Consider the following 22261-nt stretch of genomic DNA (forward strand, 5'->3'; position numbering starts at 1 on the left):
GTGCGTAGTGGCCTGGGGGTTGCGGCGCACCGGGACGCGCGTAGCGGCGCGGGACTGACGGAGAAGTGCGCCGGGTGTGCACCGGCTCGGGCCGGGGGTGCGACGGCCGGTCCCGGGCGTCCCCGGACTCCGGCCGTCCCACCTCTCGGCCCAGTCGCGGCCGGGGTCGCTGTCCCCTGCTGGCCGGCCGCGGCACCCGCGCACGGTCCCACGGAGCCGCGCTCCCGGCAGACCGGGTGGCGGCGCCACGTGCGCCGGTGGACTGGGGTGAAGCTCCACGCGTGGTCCTGCAGCCGTACGGCGGTGCCCCCGCGGGGGTCGGTCGGCGCGTCTGGCGGACGCGGCGCGGCCGTGCGGTCGTCTGAAGCAACGAATCGCGGCCCCGCCCGGTCACGGCCCTTTGGACGTGCAGACGAGTGAAACCGGACAGCCCGGTAGAATCGGTGTCCAGACACCCCACACCCGTCGCCACCGCGTCCCCGCAGGGGGAGGCGGCTCCGCGTGACACCTCGATACCGCTGCCGGAAGGCCGTCTGTGTCCTCTGCAATTCCCGTCCAGTCCGTGCCGGAGAACGACACCGTCCTGGTGGTCGACTTCGGTGCCCAGTACGCCCAGCTCATCGCCCGTCGGGTGCGTGAGGCGCGGGTCTACAGCGAGATCGTGCCGAGCAGCATGCCGGTGGCCGAGATGCTCGCCAAGAACCCCAAGGCGATCATCCTCTCCGGTGGCCCGTCGTCGGTCTACGAAGAGGGCGCGCCGCAGATCGACCGCGCGATCTTCGAGGCCGGTGTCCCGGTCTTCGGGATGTGCTACGGCTTCCAGCTGATGGCCGTGACGCTCGGCGGCACCGTCGACAACACCGGCGCCCGCGAGTACGGCCGCACCCCGCTGGCCGTCTCCCGCGCCGGCTCCACCCTGTTCGAGGGTGTCCCCGCGCAGCACTCGGTGTGGATGTCGCACGGCGACGCCTGCTCCGCCGCGCCGGAGGGCTTCACCGTCACCGCCTCCACCGACGTGGTCCCGGTCGCCGCCTTCGAGAACGACGAGGCCCGCCTGTACGGCGTCCAGTACCACCCCGAGGTGCTGCACTCCGACCACGGCCAGCAGATCCTGGAGCACTTCCTCTACCGCGGCGCCGGCATCGCCCCGACCTGGACCACCGGCAGCGTGGTCGAGGAGCAGATCGCCCTGATCCGCGAGCAGGTCGGCACCAAGCGCGCGATCTGCGGCCTGTCCGGCGGCGTGGACTCCGCGGTCGCGGCCGCCCTGGTCAACAAGGCCATCGGTGACCGGCTGACCTGCGTCTACGTCGACCACGGCCTGATGCGCAAGGGCGAGACCGAGCAGGTCGAGAAGGACTTCGTGGCCGCCACCGGCGTGCAGCTGAAGGTCGTCGACGCCGCCGAGCGGTTCCTGAACGCGCTGAAGGGGGTCACCGACCCCGAGGAGAAGCGCAAGATCATCGGCCGGGAGTTCATCCGGGTCTTCGAGCAGGCCCAGGCCGAGATCATCGCCGAGGCCGGCTCGCAGGGCGAGTCGGTCGACTTCCTGGTCCAGGGCACCCTGTACCCGGACGTGGTGGAGTCCGGTGGCGGCACCGGCACCGCCAACATCAAGTCCCACCACAACGTGGGCGGCCTGCCCGAGGACCTGCAGTTCCAGCTGGTCGAGCCGCTGCGCAAGCTGTTCAAGGACGAGGTCCGGATGGTCGGCCAGGAGCTGGGCCTGCCGGAGGAGATCGTCCAGCGCCAGCCGTTCCCGGGCCCCGGCCTGGGCATCCGGATCGTCGGCGAGGTCACCCAGGAGCGCCTGGACCTGCTCCGCGACGCCGACGCGATCGCCCGCGAGGAGCTGACCGCGGCCGGTCTGGACCGCGAGATCTGGCAGTGCCCGGTCGTGCTGCTCGCCGACGTCCGCAGCGTGGGCGTGCAGGGCGACGGCCGCACCTACGGTCACCCGATCGTGCTGCGCCCGGTCTCGTCCGAGGACGCCATGACCGCCGACTGGTCGCGCCTGCCCTACGACGTGCTGGCCCGGATCTCCACCCGGATCACCAACGAGGTCCGCGACGTGAACCGCGTCGTCGTCGACGTCACCAGCAAGCCGCCGGGCACCATCGAGTGGGAGTAGGCACTCCCGCCGGCCGCCGGCGCCCGTCCTCGACGGGTGCCTGAGGCCGGAGCCTGAACGGTCGCGCCGTCGTTCCCGTATGCAAGGGAGCGACGGCGCGGCCGTTCGCGGTGCGGGAGCCGCTCCCCGGGTGGGCCCTCCCACCGAAAGTGGGCAGGAGCGGGCAGAATGCGGACCGGACCTGTCAGGGAGTGGCAGGCCGAGAAGGAAGGTGTGCGGGATGTCGGAGGCCAGCAACGCGGAGCCGACCGGCGGGGGAGCGGCCGGCCGGGCCGACCGGGCGGCACAGTGGCGGGCGCTCGCGTCCGGGTACGCGCTGCTCCCGCTCCGGCTCTTCCTCGGAATCACCTTCGTCTACGCCGCCCTCGACAAGCTCTCCGACGCGCACTTCCTGGCCGGCGCGGGCGACCCGGCCTCCTTCGTCTCGCAGACCCAGGCCGCCAAGGCCGGCGGCAGCCCGATCTCCTTCCTGCTCGGCCCCGCCCTCGACCACCCGACCCTGTTCGCGCTCGCCATCGCCTTCGGCGAGCTGGCGGTCGGCCTCGGCACCCTGCTCGGCCTCTGGGGCCGGGTCGCCGCACTCGGCGGCGCGCTCCTCAACCTCAGCCTCTGGCTGACCGTCAGCTGGAGCGTCTCGCCGTACTACCTCGGCAACGACCTCGCCTACCTGATGGCCTGGACCCCGCTGGTGCTCGCCGGCACCCCGTACCTGTCCCTGGACGGCTACTTCGCCCGCCGGGCCGAGCGCGACCGCGGGCGAGGGCTGGGGGAGGACCAGGTCAAGCGCCGGGCGCTGGTGGACGGCGGCATCGCGGCCGTCGCGGTCGGCGGCGCCGGACTGCTGACCGGTTCGCTGACCCGCACCTTCGGCCGGGGCAGGCAGGCCGTGGCCAAGCAGTCGGCCGCCCCCGTCCCCGGCGCCGCGGCCCCCGCCCCCACCGTGCCCGCCGCGAGCGTGCCGGTCGGCGGCTCGGCCCAGGTCAAGGACCCCGCCACCGGGGACGCCGTCTACATCGTGCAGCCCACGGCGGGCCAGTACTGCGGCCTCTCCTCGGTGTGCACCCACTCCGGCTGCGCGGTGGACGCCCCGAAGAACGGCCGGCTCTACTGCCCCTGCCACGGCTCCCGGTTCGACGCCGGCACCGGCGCGGTGGTCAACGGGCCGGCGGTCAAGCCGCTGCCGAAGTACACCGTCACCAAGGACGGCGACCAGCTGACCCTGGGCCCGCAGCAGAGCTGAGGACCGGGACGGCCCGCGCCGGGAGCCCCGGCGCGGGTCACTCCTCGCGGTCCGGGCGGCCGCGCCGGGCCACCGCCGCGACCGCGCCCGCCAGGCCGCCGACGCCGAGCACGATGAAGGTGACCGGGATGACGATCCGTCCGTTCACCGACTGGTCGTTGAGCGCGGCGACCAGGTAGAGCACGGCGAGCACGGTGAACAGCGCGCCCGCGATCAGCGAGAACAGGTCGAGCCGGTGCTTCCTCACTGCTGGACCACCTTGATGTTGCCGAGCCCGATGCCGAGTTCGAGGTTGAGCGTGCCCTTGGAGGCCCGGCCGTCGACCGGGCCGATCAGATAGGTGTGCCGTCCGGTGCTGTCGCTGCGGTCACCCGGGGTGTCGATGTTGCCGAGGCCCACGCGGGCGACCACGTTCACGGTCACGTCGTCCGGCACGGTGACGGTCATGTCGCCGGCGCCGAGGTCGACCTTGGTGGCGAGGGTGGCGCCGGCCGGGTCGAGCCCCGCCAGGTCCAGCCGGACCTGCCCGGCGCCCAGGTTGTAGCGGTCGTGCAGGTCGGAGGCCGTGGTGACCGTCCAGTCGCGCTCGCCGACGGCGTTCTTCATCGAGTCCGGCGAGTGCCCGACGAAGGCCAGCGCCAGGGTGAGCAGCAGACCGGTCGCCGCCAGCTTGCGGGCCCGGCCGAACTTCGCGCCGACCAGCAGGGTCAGGCCGACCACCAGCAGCGCGGTGGCCAGCGCGGTCGAGCCCAGCACGGTCGGGTCGTGGTGGCTCGTGGACGCGGACCAGACCGCGGCGGCCGCGCCGATCGCCAGCAGGAAGCCGAAGAAGCCGAGCGCCGAGCGCTCCCGGGGGCGCCGCACCACGGCGGGCTCGGAACGGCGCTTCGGGTCCTCCTTGCGCAGCGGGTCGCCCTCGGGCAGGTCGGCGCGCTGCCACCACGGCTGGGCCGGGCCGCCGGCCGGCGGCACCGGGGTGCCGAACGGCGGGGTGGGGGTCGCGGACGCGTTTCCGCCGTACGGGTTGCGCTCGGGGTGGCGCGGGTCCCACAGGTAGCCGCTCGCGCCCGGCGCCGGACCGTCGGCGGGGACCGTCCCGGCGGCCCGGTCGGCGGCGTGCCCGGCGCCGGCCGCCCCGTCCGGCTCCGGCCGCGGCCAGACGTAGCCCTCGGACCCGGGCGCGGGGAAGTGACGGTCGTACGGGCCGCCGCGCCGGCGCCCGGGCCCCCGGCCGCGCCGGCGCTCCGGGTCGTAGCGCACCGCCAGGAAGACCAGGCCGGCGAGCAGCAGCAGCGGGAACATCTGGTCGCCGTCGCCCATCGAGGAGAAGAACACCCCGGTGCCGATCACGGTCAGCAGCACCGCGCCGACCGACTGGCCGTCCACCCGGCCGGTGAGCACCCGCTGGAGCTCCGTGCGCCCGCCGCGCCCCTTCGACTCCTCGTCGGTCGGGACGATCAGCCAGGCCAGGCCGTACAGGAACAGCCCGAGGCCGCCGGAGAGGCAGAGCACCACGACGACCACCCGGAAGACCACCGGGTCGATGTCCAGGTGCCGGCCGAGGCCGCCGCAGACGCCGGCCACCACGCGGTGGTGCTCGGCCCGGGTCAGTGGCGGTCGCGGTTCCGGCGGGGCGGCAGGCCCGGCCTCCTCGATGCGGTGGTCCTCGGTCATGGGCACCATCCTTCCGGCAGGTGCCGGTCCGGCCCAACCGGGAGTACCCCTGCCCGTACCCTGACTTGTCCCTGAGACGGGCTAGGGACACACCCTGATGCGCCCGCGGCGGCGCGCGTGGAACCATCGGTGGCGTGGCAGCCCCCGGTACCGATCCCCGAACCACCGCCCCCGACGCCGCGCCGTCGGCCGGCGCGGACCCCAACCCGACCGACGGCGGGAAGCCGCCGTACCGCCGGCTCTACCGCAGCCCGCAGGGCCGGATGCTCGGCGGCGTCGCGCACGGCCTGGCGGTGCACCTCGGGCTGCCGGTGCGCTGGGTGCGGCTCGCCTTCGTCCTGCTGTTCTTCGCGCAGGGGATCGGCGCCCTGCTGTACGCGGCGTTCTGGTTCGTGGTGCCGATCGGCATCGGCGAGCCCTCGGCGCGCGGCGGCGCCCAGTGGATGTACCTCAACGGCGTGTTCGTGCCGGCCACCCCCGGGCTGCAGGGCGGCCTGCTGAGCAAGGGCCCCACCGGCGGCTGGCTCGGCCGGCTGCGCCAGCTGCTCCAGCACACGCTGCAGGGCGAGCCGGTGGCGCCGCCCGCCGAGGGCGGGGCCGCGGCGCCGGCCACCAAGAACGGGCAGGGCGGCCTCGGCCAGCTCGCCGCCCTGGTCATGGTCGTGATCGGCCTGATCGCCCTGCTCAACGTGCTCGGCTGGCAGACCGCCAAGCCGTACACCTGGCCGCTGCTGGCGATCGGCGTCGGCGTCGCGCTGGTGTGGCGGCAGGCCGACGACTCGCGCTGGCAGCGCTGGTTCGGCATCGAGGAGGGCGAGAAGCGGCGCGGCGCCTACACCCGGGTCGGCGCCGGCGTGCTGCTCGCGGTGGCCGGCACCATCGCGCTGCTCGCCATGCAGGGCAGCGGCTCCACGCTCGGCTCGGTCGTCGAGGCCTCGCTCGCGGTGCTCGCCGGGGTGCTGGTGCTGCTCGGCCCGTACGGCCTGCGGCTGTGGCAGGACCTCGGCGCCGAGCGGACCGCCCGCATCCGCGCGCAGGAGCGGGCCGAGATCGCCGCCCACATCCACGACTCGGTGCTGCACACCCTGACCCTGATCCAGCGCCGGGCCGAGGACCCCAAGGAGGTCCTGCGGCTGGCCCGCTCGCAGGAGCGCGAACTGCGGCTGTGGCTGTACCGCCCGGAGGCCGCCGCCGAGGCCGCGCCGGACACCATGGCGGAGACCCTGCGCGCCGCCGTCGCCGAGGTCGAGGACCGGCACGGCGTCCAGGTCGAGCTCGTCATCGTCGGCGACTGCCCGATGGACGAGAGGATCGCGGCACAGATGCAGGCCGCGAGGGAGGCGACCGTCAACGCGGCCAAGTACGGTGGCGGGGGACCGGTCCAGGTCTACGCCGAGGTGGAGGGGAGGACGGTGTCGGTGTTCGTCCGCGACCACGGCCCCGGCTTCGACCCGGACACGGTGCCCGAGGACCGGATGGGCGTACGGGAGTCGATCATCGGCCGGATGAAGCGCAACGGCGGCACCGCTCGGGTGCGGCCGGCAGCGGGCGGCGGTACCGAGGTCGAGCTGGAGATGGAGAGAACGAATGACTGAGGCAGCGCCGATGGGGGCCTCCCCGGCCGAGGGCGGGGGGCGTACTGCGCGGGTCGTGCTGGTGGACGACCACCGGATGTTCCGGACGGGCGTCCGGGCCGAGATCGGCCGCACCGACGTGACCGGGATCGACGTGGTCGGCGAGGCCGACGACGTGGACTCCGCGGTCCGCGTGGTCGCCGAGACCAGGCCCGACGTGGTCCTGCTCGACGTGCACCTGCCCGGCGGCGGCGGCGTCGAGGTGCTGCGCCGCTCGGTCGGCGTGATGGGGGACGGCGGGGCGGCACGGAGCGCCTCGGACGAGGGCGGTGGCGGGCGACGGACGGGCGGCGTGAAGTTCCTGGCGCTGTCCGTGTCGGACGCCGCCGAGGACGTCATCGGCGTCATCCGCGGCGGCGCGCGCGGCTACGTCACCAAGACCATCACCGGTACCGACCTGGTGAACGCGATCTTCCGGATCGCCGACGGCGACGCGGTGTTCTCGCCCCGGCTGGCCGGCTTCGTCCTGGACGCCTTCGCGGCCACCGACACCCCGCCGGTCGACGAGGACCTGGACCGCCTCACCCAGCGCGAGCGCGAGGTCCTGCGCCTGATCGCCCGCGGCTACGCCTACAAGGAGATCGCCAAGCAGCTCTTCATCTCGGTGAAGACCGTCGAGAGCCACGTCTCCGCCGTGCTGCGCAAGCTCCAGCTCAGCAACCGCCACGAGCTGACCCGCTGGGCCACCGCCCGCCGCCTGGTCTGAGCCGCGTCCGCGGTCGAGCCCGCCCGGCCGGATTCCTCCGGTCGGGCGGGCTTGTCGGTGGGTGGCCATAGACTCGGAGTGCCATGAATAGCCTCTTTGAAGACCTCCCGCTCCCCGGCTTCGAGGCACCCGCCGCCGGGTCGAAGCAGCCCGCCGCGCCCATCGACGAGGAGCCCCCGCCGTACGAGGACGACGTGCCGTACGACGCGTACGAGGAGGCGATCCCGGACGGACTGTTCCGGACCACGGCCTTCGATCAGCCCGGGGGCGTCGCCGAGGCGGAGCGGGACGCCTGGTACCGCAACGGCGCCGCCCGTCCGGTGATCGACCCGGCGCAGCTGCTGGAGGGGATGAACGACCCGCAGCGCGAGGCCGTGCTGCACGCGGGCTCGCCGCTGCTGATCGTGGCCGGTGCCGGCTCGGGCAAGACCCGGGTGCTGACCCACCGGATCGCCCACCTGCTGGGCGCCCGCGGGGTGCAGCCGGGAGAGATCCTGGCGATCACCTTCACCAACAAGGCCGCCGGCGAGATGCGCGAGCGCGTCGAGGCGCTGGTCGGCCCGCGGGCCCGGGCGATGTGGGTGTCCACCTTCCACAGCGCCTGCGTGCGGATCCTGCGCCGCGAGTCCAAGCAGCTGGGCTTCACCTCCAGCTTCTCGATCTACGACTCCGCCGACTCGCAGCGGCTGATGTCGCTGGTCTGCCGCGACCTCGACCTGGACCCGAAGCAGTTCCCGCCGAAGTCCTTCACGGCGAAGGTCAGCAACCTCAAGAACGAGCTGATCGACGAGGAGACCTTCGCCGACCAGGCCGCCAACCCGATGGAGAAGAAGCTCGCCGAGGCGTACGCGCTGTACCAGCGGCGGCTGCGCGAGGCCAACGCGCTGGACTTCGACGACATCATCATGACGACGGTGAACCTGCTGCAGGCCTTCCCCGACGTCGCCGAGCACTACCGGCGCCGGTTCCGGCACATCCTGGTCGACGAGTACCAGGACACCAACCACGCCCAGTACATGCTGGTCCGGGAGCTGAGCGGGGGCTCCGTCACGGCCGCGCCCAAGCGCACCGCCGACGGGGACTTCGTGAACCCGGCGGCCGCGCACCTCGCCGAGGTGCCGCCGGCCGAGCTGTGCGTCGTCGGTGACGCGGACCAGTCGATCTACGCCTTCCGCGGCGCGACCATCCGCAACATCCTCCAGTTCGAGGAGGACTACCCGAACGCGACCACGATCCTGCTGGAGCAGAACTACCGCTCCACGCAGACCATCCTGAGCGCCGCCAACGCCGTCATCGAGCGCAACGGCAACCGCCGCGAGAAGAAGCTGTGGACGGCCGGCGACCACGGCGAGAAGGTCGTCGGCTACGTGGCGGACGACGAGCACGGCGAGGCGCAGTTCATCGCCGACGAGATCGACCGGCTCACCGACAAGGGCGAGGCCAAGCCCGGCGACGTCGCGATCTTCTACCGGACCAACGCCCAGTCCCGCGTCTTCGAGGAGGTGTTCATCCGGGTCGGCCTGCCGTACAAGGTGGTCGGCGGGGTGCGCTTCTACGAGCGCAAGGAGGTCCGGGACGTCCTGGCGTACCTGCGGGTGCTCTCCAACCCGGAGGACACCGTGCCGCTGCGCCGGATCCTCAACGTGCCCAAGCGCGGCATCGGCGAGCGGGCCGAGGCGATGATCGACGCGCTGGCCGCGCGGGAGCGGATCTCCTTCGCCCAGGCGCTGGTCCGGGTCGACGAGGCGTACGGGATGGCCGCGCGCTCGGCCAACGCCGTCAAGAAGTTCAACGTGCTGATGGCCGGGCTGCGCCAGGTGGTCGAGTCGGGCGCGGGCCCGGCGGCGGTCCTGGAGGCGGTCCTGGAGGAGACCGGCTACCTGGCCGAGCTCCAGTCCTCCACCGACCCGCAGGACGAGACCCGGGTGGAGAACCTGCAGGAACTCGCCTCCGTCGCCCTCGAGTACGAGCAGGACCCGGGCGAGCGGCCGGACGCCGGGGAGGACGGCACCCCGCCGGTCGGCTCGCTGGCCGACTTCCTGGAGCGGGTCGCGCTGGTCGCCGACTCCGACCAGATCCCGGACGAGGACGAGGAGGGGCGGGGCGTCATCACGATGATGACCCTGCACACCGCCAAGGGACTGGAGTTCCCGGTCGTCTTCCTGACCGGCATGGAGGACGGGATCTTCCCGCACATGCGGGCGCTCAACCAGGTCAAGGAGCTGGAGGAGGAGCGCCGGCTCGCGTACGTCGGGCTCACCCGGGCGCGCGAGCGGCTGTACCTGACCCGCTCGGTGCTGCGCAGTGCGTGGGGGCAGCCGGCGTACAACCCGGCCTCGCGGTTCCTGGAGGAGATCCCGGAGACGCTGGTGGAGTGGAAGCGCACCGGGGCCGTGCAGGCGCCGGCGCAGCGCGGCTTCTCCTCGGGCTCGTCCTGGGGCAAGTCCTCCTCCGGGGGCGGCGGTTCGCGTTCCTCGTCGAGGTCCTCGTCCTCGGCCTCCGCCTCGCCGAAGGCGGGCTGGGGGCAGTCCGCGCGGCGCGGCGGCCAGGCCGTGGAGCGCGACGCCATCTCGCTGGCGGTCGGCGACCGGGTCACCCACGACAGCTTCGGGCTGGGCACGGTGGTGGCCGTGACGGGCGTGGGCGACCGGGCGCAGGCCACCGTCGACTTCGGTACGGACGGGCGCAAGCAACTGCTGCTGCGCTACGCGCCGGTGGAGAAGCTGTAGTCCCCGGGCCGGTCCGCGAACCGCCGTGGTCGGGGTTGCGCGGACCGGTCCTACCGGGGGTCCAGGCCGTTGGCCAGGAACCACGGCAGCGGGTCGACCGGTCCGCTGCCGGCCGGCCGGACCTCGAAGTGCAGGTGCGGCCCGGTGCTGTTGCCGCTGCTGCCGACGAAGGCGATGACGTCGCCCTGCTTCACCGGCCCCTTGCGGATCTTGTACGCGCGCAGGTGGCAGTACCAGACCTCGGTGCCGTCGGACATCTTGAGCATCGACATGTAGCCGTAGAACGGGTTCCACTGGGTGCGGATCGTGCCGTCGGCGACGGCCATCACCTGGGTGCCGCCGTCCACCGGGAAGTCGATGCCGGTGTGGCGGTTGGCCCAGTGGGCGCCCGCCTCGCCGAACAGCTCGCCGAGGCCGTGCTGCGCGACCGGCATGACCACCGTGGGCCTGACCGGTTCGGGCGCCGGCGCGGGGGTGGGTTGGGCGGTCGGGGCGTCGGTGGGCTGGCCGGTCTGGGCGTCGGCGGGCTGCGCACCGGCCAGTGGCCGACGGGCGTCGCCGCGCGAGGCCTGGGCCCGATCGCCGGCCGCGGTCACCTGCGCGGCCGCCGCGCCGCTGGGCGCGCTGTCCGGGGCGCCGTCCGCGGCGGTCTGCTGCGGCAGCCGTCCGGTGGCCTGGACGCCCTGCTGGTCGGCCTCCCCGTGGACCGTGATCGCCGCCGCGGCCGCGACCCCGAGCGCCGCCACCGACGGCAGCGCGACCCGCAGCAGCGCCGTTCGGGTGGCCGCCTTGGCGGCGCCGCGGCGCTGGGCGCGGGACTGCTCGCGGGCGGCGAGGCGCAGCTCCGCACGGGTCGGACGGGCGGCTGCTTCGGGAGCCATCGGGGGCTGCCTCCTCGGTGGGCCTCGGGCACGTCATCGGACGAGGTCGAACTGCCGTGACTGTAGCGGGAGGAGGGGCGCGCCGGAAAAACCTCCCGGTGTCAAGGGGTCGCCCGGGGGGTCTGTGGGGAGGTTGCCGGAAGGACGGGTATACCCGCTGGTAGCAAGGCCTGGAGCTGTGACTTTGCCCTCCTCTTGGGAGGGGGCTCGGTCAAGCGGGCCGGGTGGCGCTAACCTCCCCTCAGGTTGGTTATTGACCGTTAACCGCGCCCGTGGCCCACAAGGCCCGGTGGGGTGGTGGACGACGAGGTCCAGGAGGCAGTGATGAGTGTGTCGGGGCCGATCCGTGTGGTGGTCGCCAAACCGGGGCTCGACGGTCACGACCGTGGCGCCAAGGTCATTGCGCGTGCCCTGCGCGACGCCGGTATGGAGGTCATCTACACCGGGCTGCACCAGACGCCCGAGCAGGTCGTCGACACCGCGATCCAGGAGGACGCGGACGGCATCGGGCTGTCGATCCTCTCCGGCGCCCACATGACGCTGTGCGCGCGGGTGCTGGAGTTGCTGAAGGAGCGCGACGCGGCGGACATCAAGGTCTTCTGCGGGGGGATCATCCCCGACGAGGACGTCGCCGAGCTGAAGGCGATGGGCGTCGCGGACATCTTCACCCCGGGCACGCCCACCCGGGACGTGGTCGCCTGGGTCGAGGCCAACCTGCGGGCGAGCTGACCCGTCGGCGGGACGGCCTCGGGCCGGACGGAGCGGGCCGGGCCTTCGGGCGCGGCCCGCTGCGGCGTTTCCGGGGCCGTGCCGCTGTGGCGCTCCGGGCGTCCGGCACATCCACGACCGGTCGACGGGCGTGCCCGACCCGCCGCTCGCCGCCCGCCGCTCGCCCGGCGTCAGCCCGCCAGCTCCGCGAGCATCGCGGCCCGGAAGCGCAGGGTGCCGGCCAGCCGGGCGAAGGTCTCGGACCAGGCGGAGTCCGGGGCCGCCGACGCGGCCAGCTCCTCCACCGCGTCGGCCGCCCCGGGTGCGAGCGCGCGCTCCGTCATCCCGAGCACCCCGCTGTGGCTCCACGGGTACGCGCCGGAGGCCGCGGCCCGGGCCAGGGCGCCCACCACGGCGGTGGACAGCGGCGGCGTCCACGGGGTGGCGCAGGCGCCGAGCAGCTGGAAGGCCTCGCCCAGCCCGTGCACCCCGATGAACGCGGCCGTCCAGGCGGCCCGCTCCTCGGGCGGCAGGACGGCCAGCAGCTTGGCCGGGGCACCGGTGGCGCGCGGGGCGCGGGCCCGGCCGGCGCCGCGTCCGGGCGGCACCGGGGCCGGGCCGAGCAGCGCCCGGGCCCAGTCGGCGTCGTGCTGGCGGACGGCGGCGCGCGCCCAGGCCTCCCGCAGGTCGTCGGCCCAGCTGCTGCTGGTCTCGTCGATGCTGTCGCCGACCCGCAGGGCGAGCAGCTGTTCGGGTGTCAGGCCGGTGCTGTCCGGCCAGACCGCGAGCGGGGCCGCGGCCACCACCTCGCCGAACCACCAGGCCCGTTCCCCGCGCCCGGTGGGGGACTTGGGTGTGATGCCGTCGCGCTGCATCCGCGCGTCGCACTCGGCGGGCGGGGTGACCAGCAGGTGCGTGCGGGCTTCGGCGAGGCGGACGGCGGCCCGCGCCCGCTCGGCCATCCGGCCCGCGAGGGCGGAGCCGGGCAGGGTGGAGAGCAGTTCGGCGGCGGTGGCGCGGACGTTCTTGCTGCGGTCGCCGAGGGCGGCTTCCAGGAACGGCTCGTCGGCGGGGGAGAGGCCGTCCTGGAGGGCGTCCAGGAAGAGCAGGCGGTCCTCGGCGCGCTCGGTGGACCAGGTGCTCCGCAGCAGCTCCAGGCCGGCGGCCGGGTCCCGGCGGCGCAGCAGCGTGAGGTGGGTGACGCGCTCGGCGAACAGGCCCTCGTGCCAGAGCTGGTGGTCGGCGGGGTCGGCCGGCCGGTGCGTCGGGTCCTCGGTGGTGGTGCGCAGCACGAACCGCCAGTCGGGGTTCCGCTCCGCCAGCCAGCGGCCCGGCGGACCGGCCAGCGCGACGGCGTCGGAGCGCAGTTCGCCGCGTGCGCGGGCGGCGTCGAGCAGGCCGGGTATCAGCGCGGCGGGCGGTCGCAGACCGCGGGCCCGGGCGGTGGCGAGCCACTGCGGCAGCAGCTCGGTCAGGTTGGCCAGGGTGCCGCCGCTGCCGCCGGTACGGCCGGCCAGCAGGGCGGCCAGCCGGCGGGCGGCCGGCTCGGGCAGCTCCGGGCGGGGGTCCTCGGGTGCGGGCGGCCCGGGCGGTCGGGTCGCCGGTACGGGCAGCGCGCCCGCGCGGCGGCGGACGATGGCGAGGGCGGCCAACTCCAGCAGGGCGGTGGCCGGGTCGGCCGGGTCGACGGCGTCGGCGAACGGCAGGGCGGTGGCCGGGAGCGGGCGGCGGTCGGTGCCGAGCAGGGCGCTGGTCTGCAGGATCTCCCACGGGTCCTGGATGGTCGTCATTCTCGGTGCTCCTAGGGGTGGGTGAGGCCGACCGGGCGGTGCCCGGCGGGCCAGGCCGTGACCGGGACGAAGCCCTGGTGGCCGTACTCGCCGAAGACCGTCAGCGGACGACCGGTGGAGACCGCGGCCAGCCGCCACAGGGCCGGCTCCGGGACGGCCGCGGCGCGGACGGGCAGCGTGTGGTGGCCGTCCGTCAGGTACCAGCCGTCGGGCGTGCGGACCGGGACGACACCGGTGAGGACGGTCGGCCAGCTCTCCAGCCACGGGTCGTCGGCGACGGCGGTGCCGTACCCGGCCACCGCCTCGGCCACGGAGAGCCCGGCGGGCGGCTCGGCCGGGCCCGCCCCGGGGGCGCCGTGACGGGTGCCGAGGGCGGCGCGCAGCGGGCGGGCGGCGGGGTGGTAGGCGAGTTCGGCCTCCAGGAGGTGGCCGGTGGGCAGGGCGAGGTCGGGGGCCTGGCCGGGGCGGCCGAAGGCCAGCAGGAGGGCGGGGCGGCCGGTCTTGGCGCCGCGCAGCCAGACCCGGCGGGTGGTCAGCCGGTCGTCGGAGCCCCCCTCCATCGGCATCGTGCGGCTGCCGAGCACCAGCCAGCGGTCGCGGACGGTGGGGCCGGCCAGCACCTCGGCGGCGTCCAGGGTGTACCCGACCCGGGCGCGGACCGTCGCGGCCAGGTCCGCGGGCAGCTCGTCGACCCGGGTGGCGGCCGTGGCGAGGAGGTGGAGCATCGCGTACTCCTCCAGCAGCCGCTCCGGCGGCAGGGCATCGAGTTCGCGGACCCGGGTGGCCAGGCCGGGGGCCTGCGCGTCGACCATCCGGGCGGCGACCTCCTCCCAGGGGCCGACGCCGGACGGGTCGGCCAGTCCGTGCCGGATGCGGTCCGCCAGGCGCAGCCGCAGCTCGGCCGCGCCGGCCGTGACCCGGGCGCCGCGCCTCTCGGCCCGGCGGCGGGCGGCCTCCGGGTCGGCCGGGGCCGTGGGGCGCTTCCCGACGTGCTCCCGGCGGTCCCGGAGCCATGCGCGGACCCAGTCGGCGGGCTCGGCGGCGGGGACGGCCTCCGGGGAGCCGCTCCACAGCAGGAGGAGTCCGAGCGCGTGACTGCACGGGAGTTTCCGGCTCGGGCAGCTGCACCGGTAGGCGGGCGTGGCGAGTTCGACCGCGGTGCGGTACGGGGTGCGGCCGCTGCCCCCGCACTCGCCCCAGACCGCGACGCCGTCGGTACCCGTGCCGGACCACGGTGCGGGCGAGGAGAGCCTGCCCGCCGTCTTCCGCGACGTGGCGTCAGGGGCCAGGGACAGGACGTGTTGGGTGCTCCAGCGTTCCTCCATGCGTCCGACCGTAGGCGGCGGCACTGACATCCGCTGACTGTCCGTCCGGAGCCGTCCGGCCGGCCCGGCGGACGATGTCAGTGGTCCGGTGCAGGGTGGTTCCCACAGGTCGGGACGCCGGCCTGGCTCCCCCCGATCATCCAGCCGCCGGGGCACCCGTGCCTCCGGCGGCCGACCCGAAGGAGCCCCTCGTGACCGATGTTCTGCGGCAGCACGCCGAGGACGCCTTCGCCGGCGAACTGGCCGCCCTGGCCGCGCAGGACGACCGTCCGCGCCCCGAGCGCTGGAAGCTGTCGCCCTGGGCCGTGGCGACGTACCTGCTCGGTGGCGAACTGCCCGACGGCACCGCGATCACCCCCAAGTACGTCGGCCCGCGCCGGATCGTCGAGGTCGCCGTGACGACCCTGGCGACGGACCGTGCGCTGCTGCTCCTCGGGGTGCCCGGCACCGCGAAGACCTGGGTGTCGGAGCACCTGGCCGCCGCGATCAGCGGCGACTCCACGATGCTGGTGCAGGGCACGGCCGGCACTCCCGAGGAGGCCGTCAGGTATGGCTGGAACTACGCCCGGCTGCTGACCCACGGCCCCAGTCGGGACGCCCTGGTGCCCTCCCCGCTGATGCGGGCGATGGCCGGGGGCCGGATCGCCCGGGTCGAGGAGCTGACCCGCATCCCGGTCGACGTCCAGGACAGTCTGATCACCATCCTGTCCGAGAAGACGCTCCCGGTACCGGAGTTGGGCACCGAGACGCAGGCGGTGCGCGGGTTCAACGTGATCGCCACCGCCAACGACCGCGACCGCGGGGTCAACGAGCTCTCCAGCGCGCTGCGCCGCCGCTTCAACACCGTCGTGCTGCCGCTGCCGGGCTCGCTGGAGGAGGAGGTCGACATCGTCACCCGCCGGGTCAACCAGCTCGGCCGCTCCCTGGACCTGCCCGAACTGCCCGGCGGCGCCGAGGAGATCAGACGCGTGGTCACCGTCTTCCGCGAGCTGCGGGCCGGGATCACGGTGGACGGCCGGACGAAGGTCAAGACCCCGAGCGGCACCCTCTCCACCGCCGAGGCGATCTCGGTGGTGACCAACGGCCTCGCCCTGGCCGCCCACTTCGGCGACGGCGTGCTGCGCGCCGGCGACGTGACCACCGGCATCCTCGGCGCCGTCGTCCGCGACCCGGTGGCGGACCGGGCGGTCTGGCGCGAGTACGTCGAAGGCGTGGTGCGCGAGCGCGACGGCTGGAAGGACTTCTACCGCGCCGCCCGCGAGGTGACCGCGTGAGCGGGCGCAGCGGGTCGGGCGGGCGCAGCGGGCCTGGTGGGCGGGACGGGCGGCGCGGGGTGGGGGCATGACGTCCGAGGTCGCCCTGCTCGGCATCCGCCACCACGGCCCCGGCTCGGCCCGGGCGGTGGCCGCCGCGCTCGCCCGGTGGGAGCCGGACGCGGTGCTGATCGAGGGCCCGCCGGAGGCCGATGACATCGTCCACCTGGCCGCCGGGAAGGACCTGGTGCCGCCGGTCGCGCTGCTCGCCCACGCGGTGGACGACCCGGCGAAGGCCGCCTTCTGGCCGTACGCCGAGTTCTCCCCGGAGTGGGTGGCGATCCGGCACGCCCTGGACCACGGCCTGCCGGTCCGCTTCATCGACCTGCCCGCCGGGTACGGCTTCGCGCCCGCCCCCGGGACGGCCCTCGATTCCGACGACGCCGGCGAACCGCCCGCCGACCCGGTGGCGCTGCTCGCCGCGGCGGCCGGGCACGACGACCCGGAGCGCTGGTGGGAGGACGTGGTCGAGCACCGCGCGCCCGGCGCCGACGCGCTCGCCCCGTTCGCCGCCGTCGCCGCGGCCATGGGCGCGCTGCGCGCCGAGGGGCTCGGCGAGTCCCGCCGGGACCTGCTGCGCGAGGCGTACATGCGCGGGCGGATCCGCGCCGCCCGCCGCGCCGGGCACCGGCGGATCGCGGTGGTCTGCGGCGCCTTCCACGTCCCCGCGCTGGAGACGATGCCGACCGTCGCGCACGACCGGGCGCTGCTCGCCGGGCTGCCCAAGAAGGTGCGCACGGACATCACCTGGGTGCCGTGGACGCACCGTCGGCTCTCCCGGTCCACCGGCTACGGCGCGGGCGTGCAGTCACCCGGCTGGTACCACCACCTGTTCAGCACCGACGGCGACCCGGTGCCGCGCTGGCTCGCCCGGGCCGCCGAACTCCTGCGCGCCGAGGACCACCCGGTCTCCTCCGCCCACGTCATCGAGGCGGTCCGGCTCGCCGAGACCCTGGCCGTCCTGCGCGGCCGCCCGCTCGCCGGGCTGACCGAGACCCTGGACGCCGCGCGCGCGGTGCTCTGCGAGGGGTCGGACGTCGCCCTGGAACTGGTCCGGGACCGCCTGGTGGTCGGTGACCGGCTCGGCGAGGTCCCGGCCGCCGCACCGGCGGTGCCGCTGCAGCGCGACCTCTCCCGGCTGCAGCGCTCGCTGCGGCTCAAGCCCGAGGCCGCGTCGAAGGACGTCGACCTCGACCTGCGCAAGGAGACCGACGCGGCCCGCTCCCGGCTGCTGCACCGGCTGCGGCTGCTGGGCGTGGACTGGGGGGTGCCGGTCCGCTCCCCGGTCAACTCGACCGGGACGTTCCGCGAGAGCTGGCGGCTGTGCTGGCAGCCGGAACTGGCGGTCCGGATCGCCGAGGCCGCGCAGTGGGGCACCACGGTCGAGGAGGCGGCCGGCGCCAAGGCGGTCGGCACCGCCCGTGCCGCCGTCGACCTCGCCGAACTGACCGGCCTGGTGGAGACCTGCCTGCTGGCCGGGCTGTCCGGTGCGCTGCCCGCCGTGATGCGGGTGCTCGCCGACCGCGCGGCCCTGGACACCGATGTCGCGCACCTCGCGGGCGCGCTGCCCGCCCTGGTCCGCGCGCTGCGCTACGGCGACGTGCGCGGCACCGACCACGGCGCGCTCGCCGGGGCGGCAGCCGGACTGGCCGAGCGGGTCTGCGTCGGGCTGCCGTCCGCCTGCGTCGGGCTGGATGCCGGGAGCGCGGCGGCCATGCGCGGCCTCCTCGACGAGGTGCACGGCGCGATCGGCCTGCTGACCTCGGTCGGGCCGCGGTTCGCCCCCGCCGCCTCCGCCGCCTCCTCCTCCGCCGCCGACACCGACGCCGCCTCCGCCGCCCCCGCCGACAACGGCGCCGCCCCCGGAACGGACCACGCCGGCCCCGACGGCCTGGCCGGCCTGGCCGACCGCTGGGCCGCCGCGCTGCGCTCGCTGGCCGCCCGCGAGCCGTCCGGCGGCCCGGCCACCGGCGCCCCGGGGCTGCTCCGCGGCCGGGCCGTCCGGCTGCTGTCGGACGACGGCCGGCTCGACTCGGAGGACGTGGGCCGCCGGCTGCGGCTGGTCCTGTCGGCCGCCAACTCCGCGGCGGACGCGGCCGGGTGGGTCGAGGGCTTCCTCACCGGCGGCGGCGCCCTGCTGCTGCACGACCCGAGGCTGCTCGCCCTGCTGGACGAGTGGCTGACCGGGGTGAGCGCAGAGGTCTTCACCGACGTCCTGCCACTGCTGCGTCGCACCTTCGCCGCGCTGGAGGCGGGCGTGCGGACGACCATCGGCAGCCGGGTCGCGGCGGGCCCGCTCGACGGGGCCCCGACGGACCGGGCCCCGGCGGGTGAGCTGGACCGGTCCCGCGCCGACGCCGCCGTCCCGGTGGTGGCCGTGCTGCTCGGCGTCCGCCCGCGGATCCCCCGGCAGGCCGCCGGCCGCAACACCTGACGCCCGCCGCGCCCGCCGCGCCCGCGGCGCCCCCGTCACCGCAGGACCCGCACGTCCCGCAGGCCCCGCACGTCCCGCAGGCCCCGCTGAAGGAGGAGGACGAGATGGCAGCGCCCACGACCGACGAACGGCTGCGCCGCTGGCGGCTGGTGCTCGGCGGCGAGGCCGACGGCACCGGTCGCACGCTGCGCGGCCGGGACGCCGCGATGGACGGCACCCTCACCGCGCTCTACCGCGGCGCGCCCGAGGAGGGCGGCCGGGCGGGCCGCGGCGGCGGCCGCCGCAGTGCCGGGCTGGGCGGCTCGGCCCCGCAGGTGGCCCGCTGGCTGGGCGACATCCGCACGTACTTCCCGTCCACCGTCGTCCAGCTGATGCAGCAGGACGCGATCACCCGGCTCGGCCTGGACCGGCTGCTGCTGGAGCCGGAGATGCTGGAGGCCGTCGAACCGGACGTCCACCTGGTCGGCACCCTGCTCTCGCTCAGGCAGGCGCTGCCCGAGACCACCCGGGAGACCGCCCGGGCCGTGGTCGGCAAGGTGGTCGCCGACCTGGAGCGCCGGCTCGCCGACCGCACCCGGGCCGCCCTGGGCGGCGCCCTCGACCGGAGCGCCAGGGTCAACCGCCCCCGGCACCGCGACATCGACTGGGACCGGACGATCCGGGCGAACCTGAAGAACCACCTGCCCGAGCACGGCACCGTCGTCCCCGAGCGGCTGGTCGGCCACGCCCGGGCCCGGCGCGCCGTGAGGAAGGACGTCATCCTCTGCGTCGACCAGTCCGGTTCGATGGCGTCCTCGGTCGTGCACTCGGCGGTGTTCGGGGCGGTGCTCGCCTCGATGCGCACCCTGGACACCCGGCTGGTCGTCTTCGACACCTCGGTGGTCGACCTGACCGATCAGCTCAGCGACCCGGTGGACGTCCTGTTCGCCACCCGGCTCGGCGGCGGCACCGACATCAACCGCGCGCTCGCCTACTGCCAGTCGAAGATCACCCGCCCCTCCGAGACCGTCGTCGTCCTGGTCAGCGACCTGTACGAGGGCGGCGTCCGGGACGGCATGCTCAGGCGGGTCGCCGCGATGAAGGCGGCCGGCGTCGGGTTCGTCGCCCTGCTCGCGCTCTCCGACGAGGGCGCGCCCGCCTACGACCACGCGCACGCCGCAGCCCTGGCCGCGCTCGGCGTTCCGGCCTTCGCCTGCACCCCGGACGCCTTCCCCGGGATCATGGCGGCGGCCGTCGAGAAGCGCCCGATCCCGGTGCCTGACCAGGGGGTGTGACGGATTCACCCGGACGCGCGAATCCGTCCGATCGGTGGACGGGTCGGTCACCCGGACGCTCTAGGCTGTCTGTGACGGTTCTCACCCAAGACGGACAGGCCCCGGGCGGAACAGTCCCGTCCCACGGGGATAACCTGCCAGACGGACGTGACGCGCGTGTTGATTGACGTGTGCGCCCGTGGCTGTGTGGGCCGCAAGGCCGTACCTCTGCGTACCCGCACCGCCCCGACGACCCGCAGCGAAGATCCTGCCGTGGCACGCTCGTAGAGACACAATCCGCGACCACGAACAAGGACGAACACACGTGGACCTGTTCGAGTACCAGGCGAGGGACCTCTTCGCCAAGCACGGCGTACCCGTGCTTGACGGTGATGTCATCGAGACCCCCGAAGCCGCTCGCGCCATCGCCGAGCGCTTCGGCGGACGCGCCGTCGTCAAGGCTCAGGTGAAGGTCGGCGGCCGTGGCAAGGCCGGTGGCGTCAAGCTCGCCGCCGACCCGGCCGACGCCGTCGCCAAGGCCGAGGCGATCCTCGGTATGGACATCAAGGGCCACACCGTTCACAAGGTGATGCTGGCCCAGACCGCGGACATCAAGGACGAGTACTACGTCTCGTTCCTGCTGGACCGCACCAACCGCACCTTCCTGGCCATGGCCAGCGTCGAGGGCGGCGTGGAGATCGAGGTCGTCGCCGAGCAGAACCCCGAGGCGCTCGCCAAGATCCCGGTCGACGCCAACGAGGGCTGCACCCCGGAGAAGGCCGCCGAGATCGTCGCCGCGGCGAAGTTCCCGGCCGAGGTCGCCGACCAGGTCGCCGAGGTCCTGCAGAAGCTGTGGACCGTCTTCATCAAGGAGGACGCCCTCCTCGTCGAGGTCAACCCGCTGATCAAGTCCGGTGACGGCAAGATCATCGCGCTCGACGGCAAGGTCTCCCTGGACGAGAACGCCGAGTTCCGCCAGCCCGAGCACGAGGCCCTGGAGGACAAGGCCGCGGCCAACCCGCTGGAGGCCGCCGCCAAGGCCAAGGGCCTGAACTACGTCAAGCTCGACGGCCAGGTCGGCATCATCGGCAACGGCGCGGGCCTCGTCATGAGCACCCTCGACGTGGTCGCCTACGCCGGTGAGAACCACGGCGGCGTCAAGCCCGCCAACTTCCTCGACATCGGTGGCGGCGCGTCCGCCGAGGTGATGGCGAACGGCCTGGAGATCATCCTGGGCGACCCCGACGTCAAGTCGGTCTTCGTCAACGTCTTCGGCGGCATCACCGCGTGCGACGCGGTCGCCAACGGCATCGTCCAGGCCCTCGCGCTCCTGGAGAGCAAGGGCGAGAACGTCACCAAGCCGCTGGTCGTCCGCCTGGACGGCAACAACGCGGAGCTGGGTCGCAAGATCCTCGACGACGCCAACCACCCGCTGGTCCAGCGCGTGGACACCATGGACGGCGCCGCTGACCGCGCCGCCGAGCTGGCCAACAAGTAAGGAAGGGGACTTTCACACCATGGCTATCTTCCTTACCAAGGACAGCAAGGTCATCGTCCAGGGCATGACCGGCGCGGAGGGCATGAAGCACACCCGCCGCATGCTCGCCTCCGGCACCCAGATCGTCGGCGGTGTCAACCCGCGCAAGGCCGGCACCACGGTCGACGTCGACGGCACCGAGATCCCGGTCTTCGGCTCCGTCGCCGAGGCGATGGAGAAGACCGGCGCCGACGTCTCGGTCCTCTTCGTGCCGCCGGCCTTCACCAAGGCCGCCGTCGTCGAGGCCATCGACGCCGAGATCGGCCTGGCCGTCGTCATCACCGAGGGCGTTCCGGTGCACGACACCGCCGCCTTCTGGGCGCACGCCGGTGCCAAGGGCAACAAGACCCGCATCATCGGCCCGAACTGCCCCGGCCTGATCAGCCCCGGACAGTCGAACGCCGGCATCATCCCGGCCGACATCACCACCGCCGGCAAGATCGGCCTGGTCTCGAAGTCCGGCACCCTGACCTACCAGCTCATGTACGAGCTGCGGGACATCGGCTTCACCTCGGCCGTCGGCATCGGTGGCGACCCGGTCATCGGCACCACCCACATCGACGCTCTCAAGGCCTTCCAGGAGGACCCGGAGACCGAGATCATCGTCATGATCGGTGAGATCGGTGGCGACGCCGAGGAGCGTGCCGCGGACTTCATCAAGGCGAACGTGACCAAGCCGGTCGTCGGCTACGTCGCGGGCTTCACCGCCCCCGAGGGCAAGACCATGGGCCACGCCGGCGCCATCGTCTCCGGCTCCTCGGGCACCGCCCAGGCGAAGAAGGAGGCCCTTGAGGCCGCCGGTGTCAAGGTCGGCAAGACGCCGTCCGAGACCGCCCGCCTGGCCCGCGAGATCATCGCCGCCCAGGCCTGATCACCCCTGCGCGCAACGAGCGCCCCCGCCCGGAC

At 74.5% G+C, this 22261-nt stretch carries 16 protein-coding genes; 11 read left to right on the forward strand and 5 right to left on the reverse strand.

Annotated elements, in window-relative coordinates:
* Positions 1 to 562: 562 nt before the first annotated feature.
* Complete coding sequence (gene guaA / locus ACFV04_RS03975; RefSeq protein WP_380341249.1) at positions 563 to 2131, forward strand: glutamine-hydrolyzing GMP synthase; 1569 nt, start codon at positions 563 to 565, stop codon at positions 2129 to 2131.
* 220 nt (positions 2132 to 2351) lie between these two features.
* On the forward strand, positions 2352 to 3371 hold the full coding sequence (locus ACFV04_RS03980; protein ID WP_380526619.1) for a Rieske 2Fe-2S domain-containing protein: 1020 nt from the start codon (positions 2352 to 2354) through the stop codon (positions 3369 to 3371).
* A gap of 37 nt (positions 3372 to 3408) precedes the next feature.
* Here the strand turns inward: ACFV04_RS03980 and ACFV04_RS03985 are convergent, their stop codons facing one another.
* Positions 3409 to 3618, reverse strand: coding sequence for a hypothetical protein (locus ACFV04_RS03985; RefSeq protein ID WP_359911252.1), 210 nt, complete (start codon positions 3616 to 3618; stop codon positions 3409 to 3411).
* Entirely contained in the window at positions 3615 to 5045 is a 1431-nt protein-coding gene (locus ACFV04_RS03990; protein ID WP_380526621.1) for a PspC domain-containing protein, read from the reverse strand. Before ACFV04_RS03990 ends, ACFV04_RS03985 begins: the two co-directional genes overlap by 4 nt.
* Before the next feature lie 134 nt (positions 5046 to 5179).
* On the opposite strand from ACFV04_RS03990, the gene ACFV04_RS03995 reads away from it, so the two are divergent.
* The 3 genes from ACFV04_RS03995 (at position 5180) to pcrA (ending at position 10114) form a co-directional block, all read left to right on the forward strand.
* The gene (locus ACFV04_RS03995; protein WP_380341243.1) at positions 5180 to 6640 is read left to right on the forward strand and encodes a PspC domain-containing protein; all 1461 of its coding nucleotides are present in this window, start codon (positions 5180 to 5182) and stop codon (positions 6638 to 6640) included.
* Positions 6633 to 7385 (forward strand): response regulator transcription factor, encoded by a 753-nt coding sequence (locus tag ACFV04_RS04000; protein WP_360254737.1) that lies wholly within the window; start codon positions 6633 to 6635, stop codon positions 7383 to 7385. Before ACFV04_RS03995 ends, ACFV04_RS04000 begins: the two co-directional genes overlap by 8 nt.
* Before the next feature lie 83 nt (positions 7386 to 7468).
* Entirely contained in the window at positions 7469 to 10114 is a 2646-nt protein-coding gene (gene pcrA / locus ACFV04_RS04005; RefSeq protein WP_380526624.1) for a DNA helicase PcrA, read from the forward strand.
* Positions 10115 to 10164: 50 nt separating this feature from the next.
* Here pcrA and ACFV04_RS04010 read toward each other — a convergent pair whose 3' ends face one another.
* Positions 10165 to 10995: a M23 family metallopeptidase gene (locus ACFV04_RS04010; protein WP_380526626.1), complete on the reverse strand. Its 831-nt coding sequence runs from the start codon at positions 10993 to 10995 to the stop codon at positions 10165 to 10167.
* A gap of 324 nt (positions 10996 to 11319) precedes the next feature.
* On the opposite strand from ACFV04_RS04010, the gene ACFV04_RS04015 reads away from it, so the two are divergent.
* Complete coding sequence (locus ACFV04_RS04015) at positions 11320 to 11724, forward strand: cobalamin B12-binding domain-containing protein (protein WP_360254743.1); 405 nt, start codon at positions 11320 to 11322, stop codon at positions 11722 to 11724.
* A gap of 170 nt (positions 11725 to 11894) precedes the next feature.
* Here the strand turns inward: ACFV04_RS04015 and ACFV04_RS04020 are convergent, their stop codons facing one another.
* On the reverse strand, positions 11895 to 13493 hold the full coding sequence (locus ACFV04_RS04020) for a DUF5691 domain-containing protein (protein ID WP_380526628.1): 1599 nt from the start codon (positions 13491 to 13493) through the stop codon (positions 11895 to 11897).
* An 11-nt stretch (positions 13494 to 13504) separates the two neighbouring features.
* The gene (locus tag ACFV04_RS04025; RefSeq protein ID WP_380526630.1) at positions 13505 to 14818 is read right to left on the reverse strand and encodes an SWIM zinc finger family protein; all 1314 of its coding nucleotides are present in this window, start codon (positions 14816 to 14818) and stop codon (positions 13505 to 13507) included.
* 74 nt (positions 14819 to 14892) lie between these two features.
* Between ACFV04_RS04025 and ACFV04_RS04030 the strand changes: the two genes are divergently transcribed.
* The 5 genes from ACFV04_RS04030 (at position 14893) to sucD (ending at position 22226) form a co-directional block, all read left to right on the forward strand.
* Positions 14893 to 16092, forward strand: coding sequence for an AAA family ATPase (locus tag ACFV04_RS04030; RefSeq protein ID WP_380526632.1), 1200 nt, complete (start codon positions 14893 to 14895; stop codon positions 16090 to 16092).
* A 67-nt stretch (positions 16093 to 16159) separates the two neighbouring features.
* Positions 16160 to 18565 (forward strand): DUF5682 family protein, encoded by a 2406-nt coding sequence (locus ACFV04_RS04035; RefSeq protein ID WP_380526634.1) that lies wholly within the window; start codon positions 16160 to 16162, stop codon positions 18563 to 18565.
* Between the two features lie 104 nt (positions 18566 to 18669).
* Complete coding sequence (locus ACFV04_RS04040; RefSeq protein ID WP_380526635.1) at positions 18670 to 19839, forward strand: VWA domain-containing protein; 1170 nt, start codon at positions 18670 to 18672, stop codon at positions 19837 to 19839.
* Positions 19840 to 20143: 304 nt separating this feature from the next.
* Positions 20144 to 21316, forward strand: a complete 1173-nt coding sequence (sucC, locus tag ACFV04_RS04045; RefSeq protein ID WP_189916115.1) for an ADP-forming succinate--CoA ligase subunit beta — start codon at positions 20144 to 20146, stop codon at positions 21314 to 21316.
* Positions 21317 to 21335: 19 nt separating this feature from the next.
* On the forward strand, positions 21336 to 22226 hold the full coding sequence (gene sucD / locus ACFV04_RS04050; RefSeq protein WP_380341222.1) for a succinate--CoA ligase subunit alpha: 891 nt from the start codon (positions 21336 to 21338) through the stop codon (positions 22224 to 22226).
* The last annotated feature ends 35 nt before the right edge of the window (positions 22227 to 22261 follow it).

The sequence above is a fragment of the Kitasatospora sp. NPDC059599 genome, from assembly GCF_042735125.1.
Taxonomy (GTDB): domain Bacteria; phylum Actinomycetota; class Actinomycetes; order Streptomycetales; family Streptomycetaceae; genus Kitasatospora.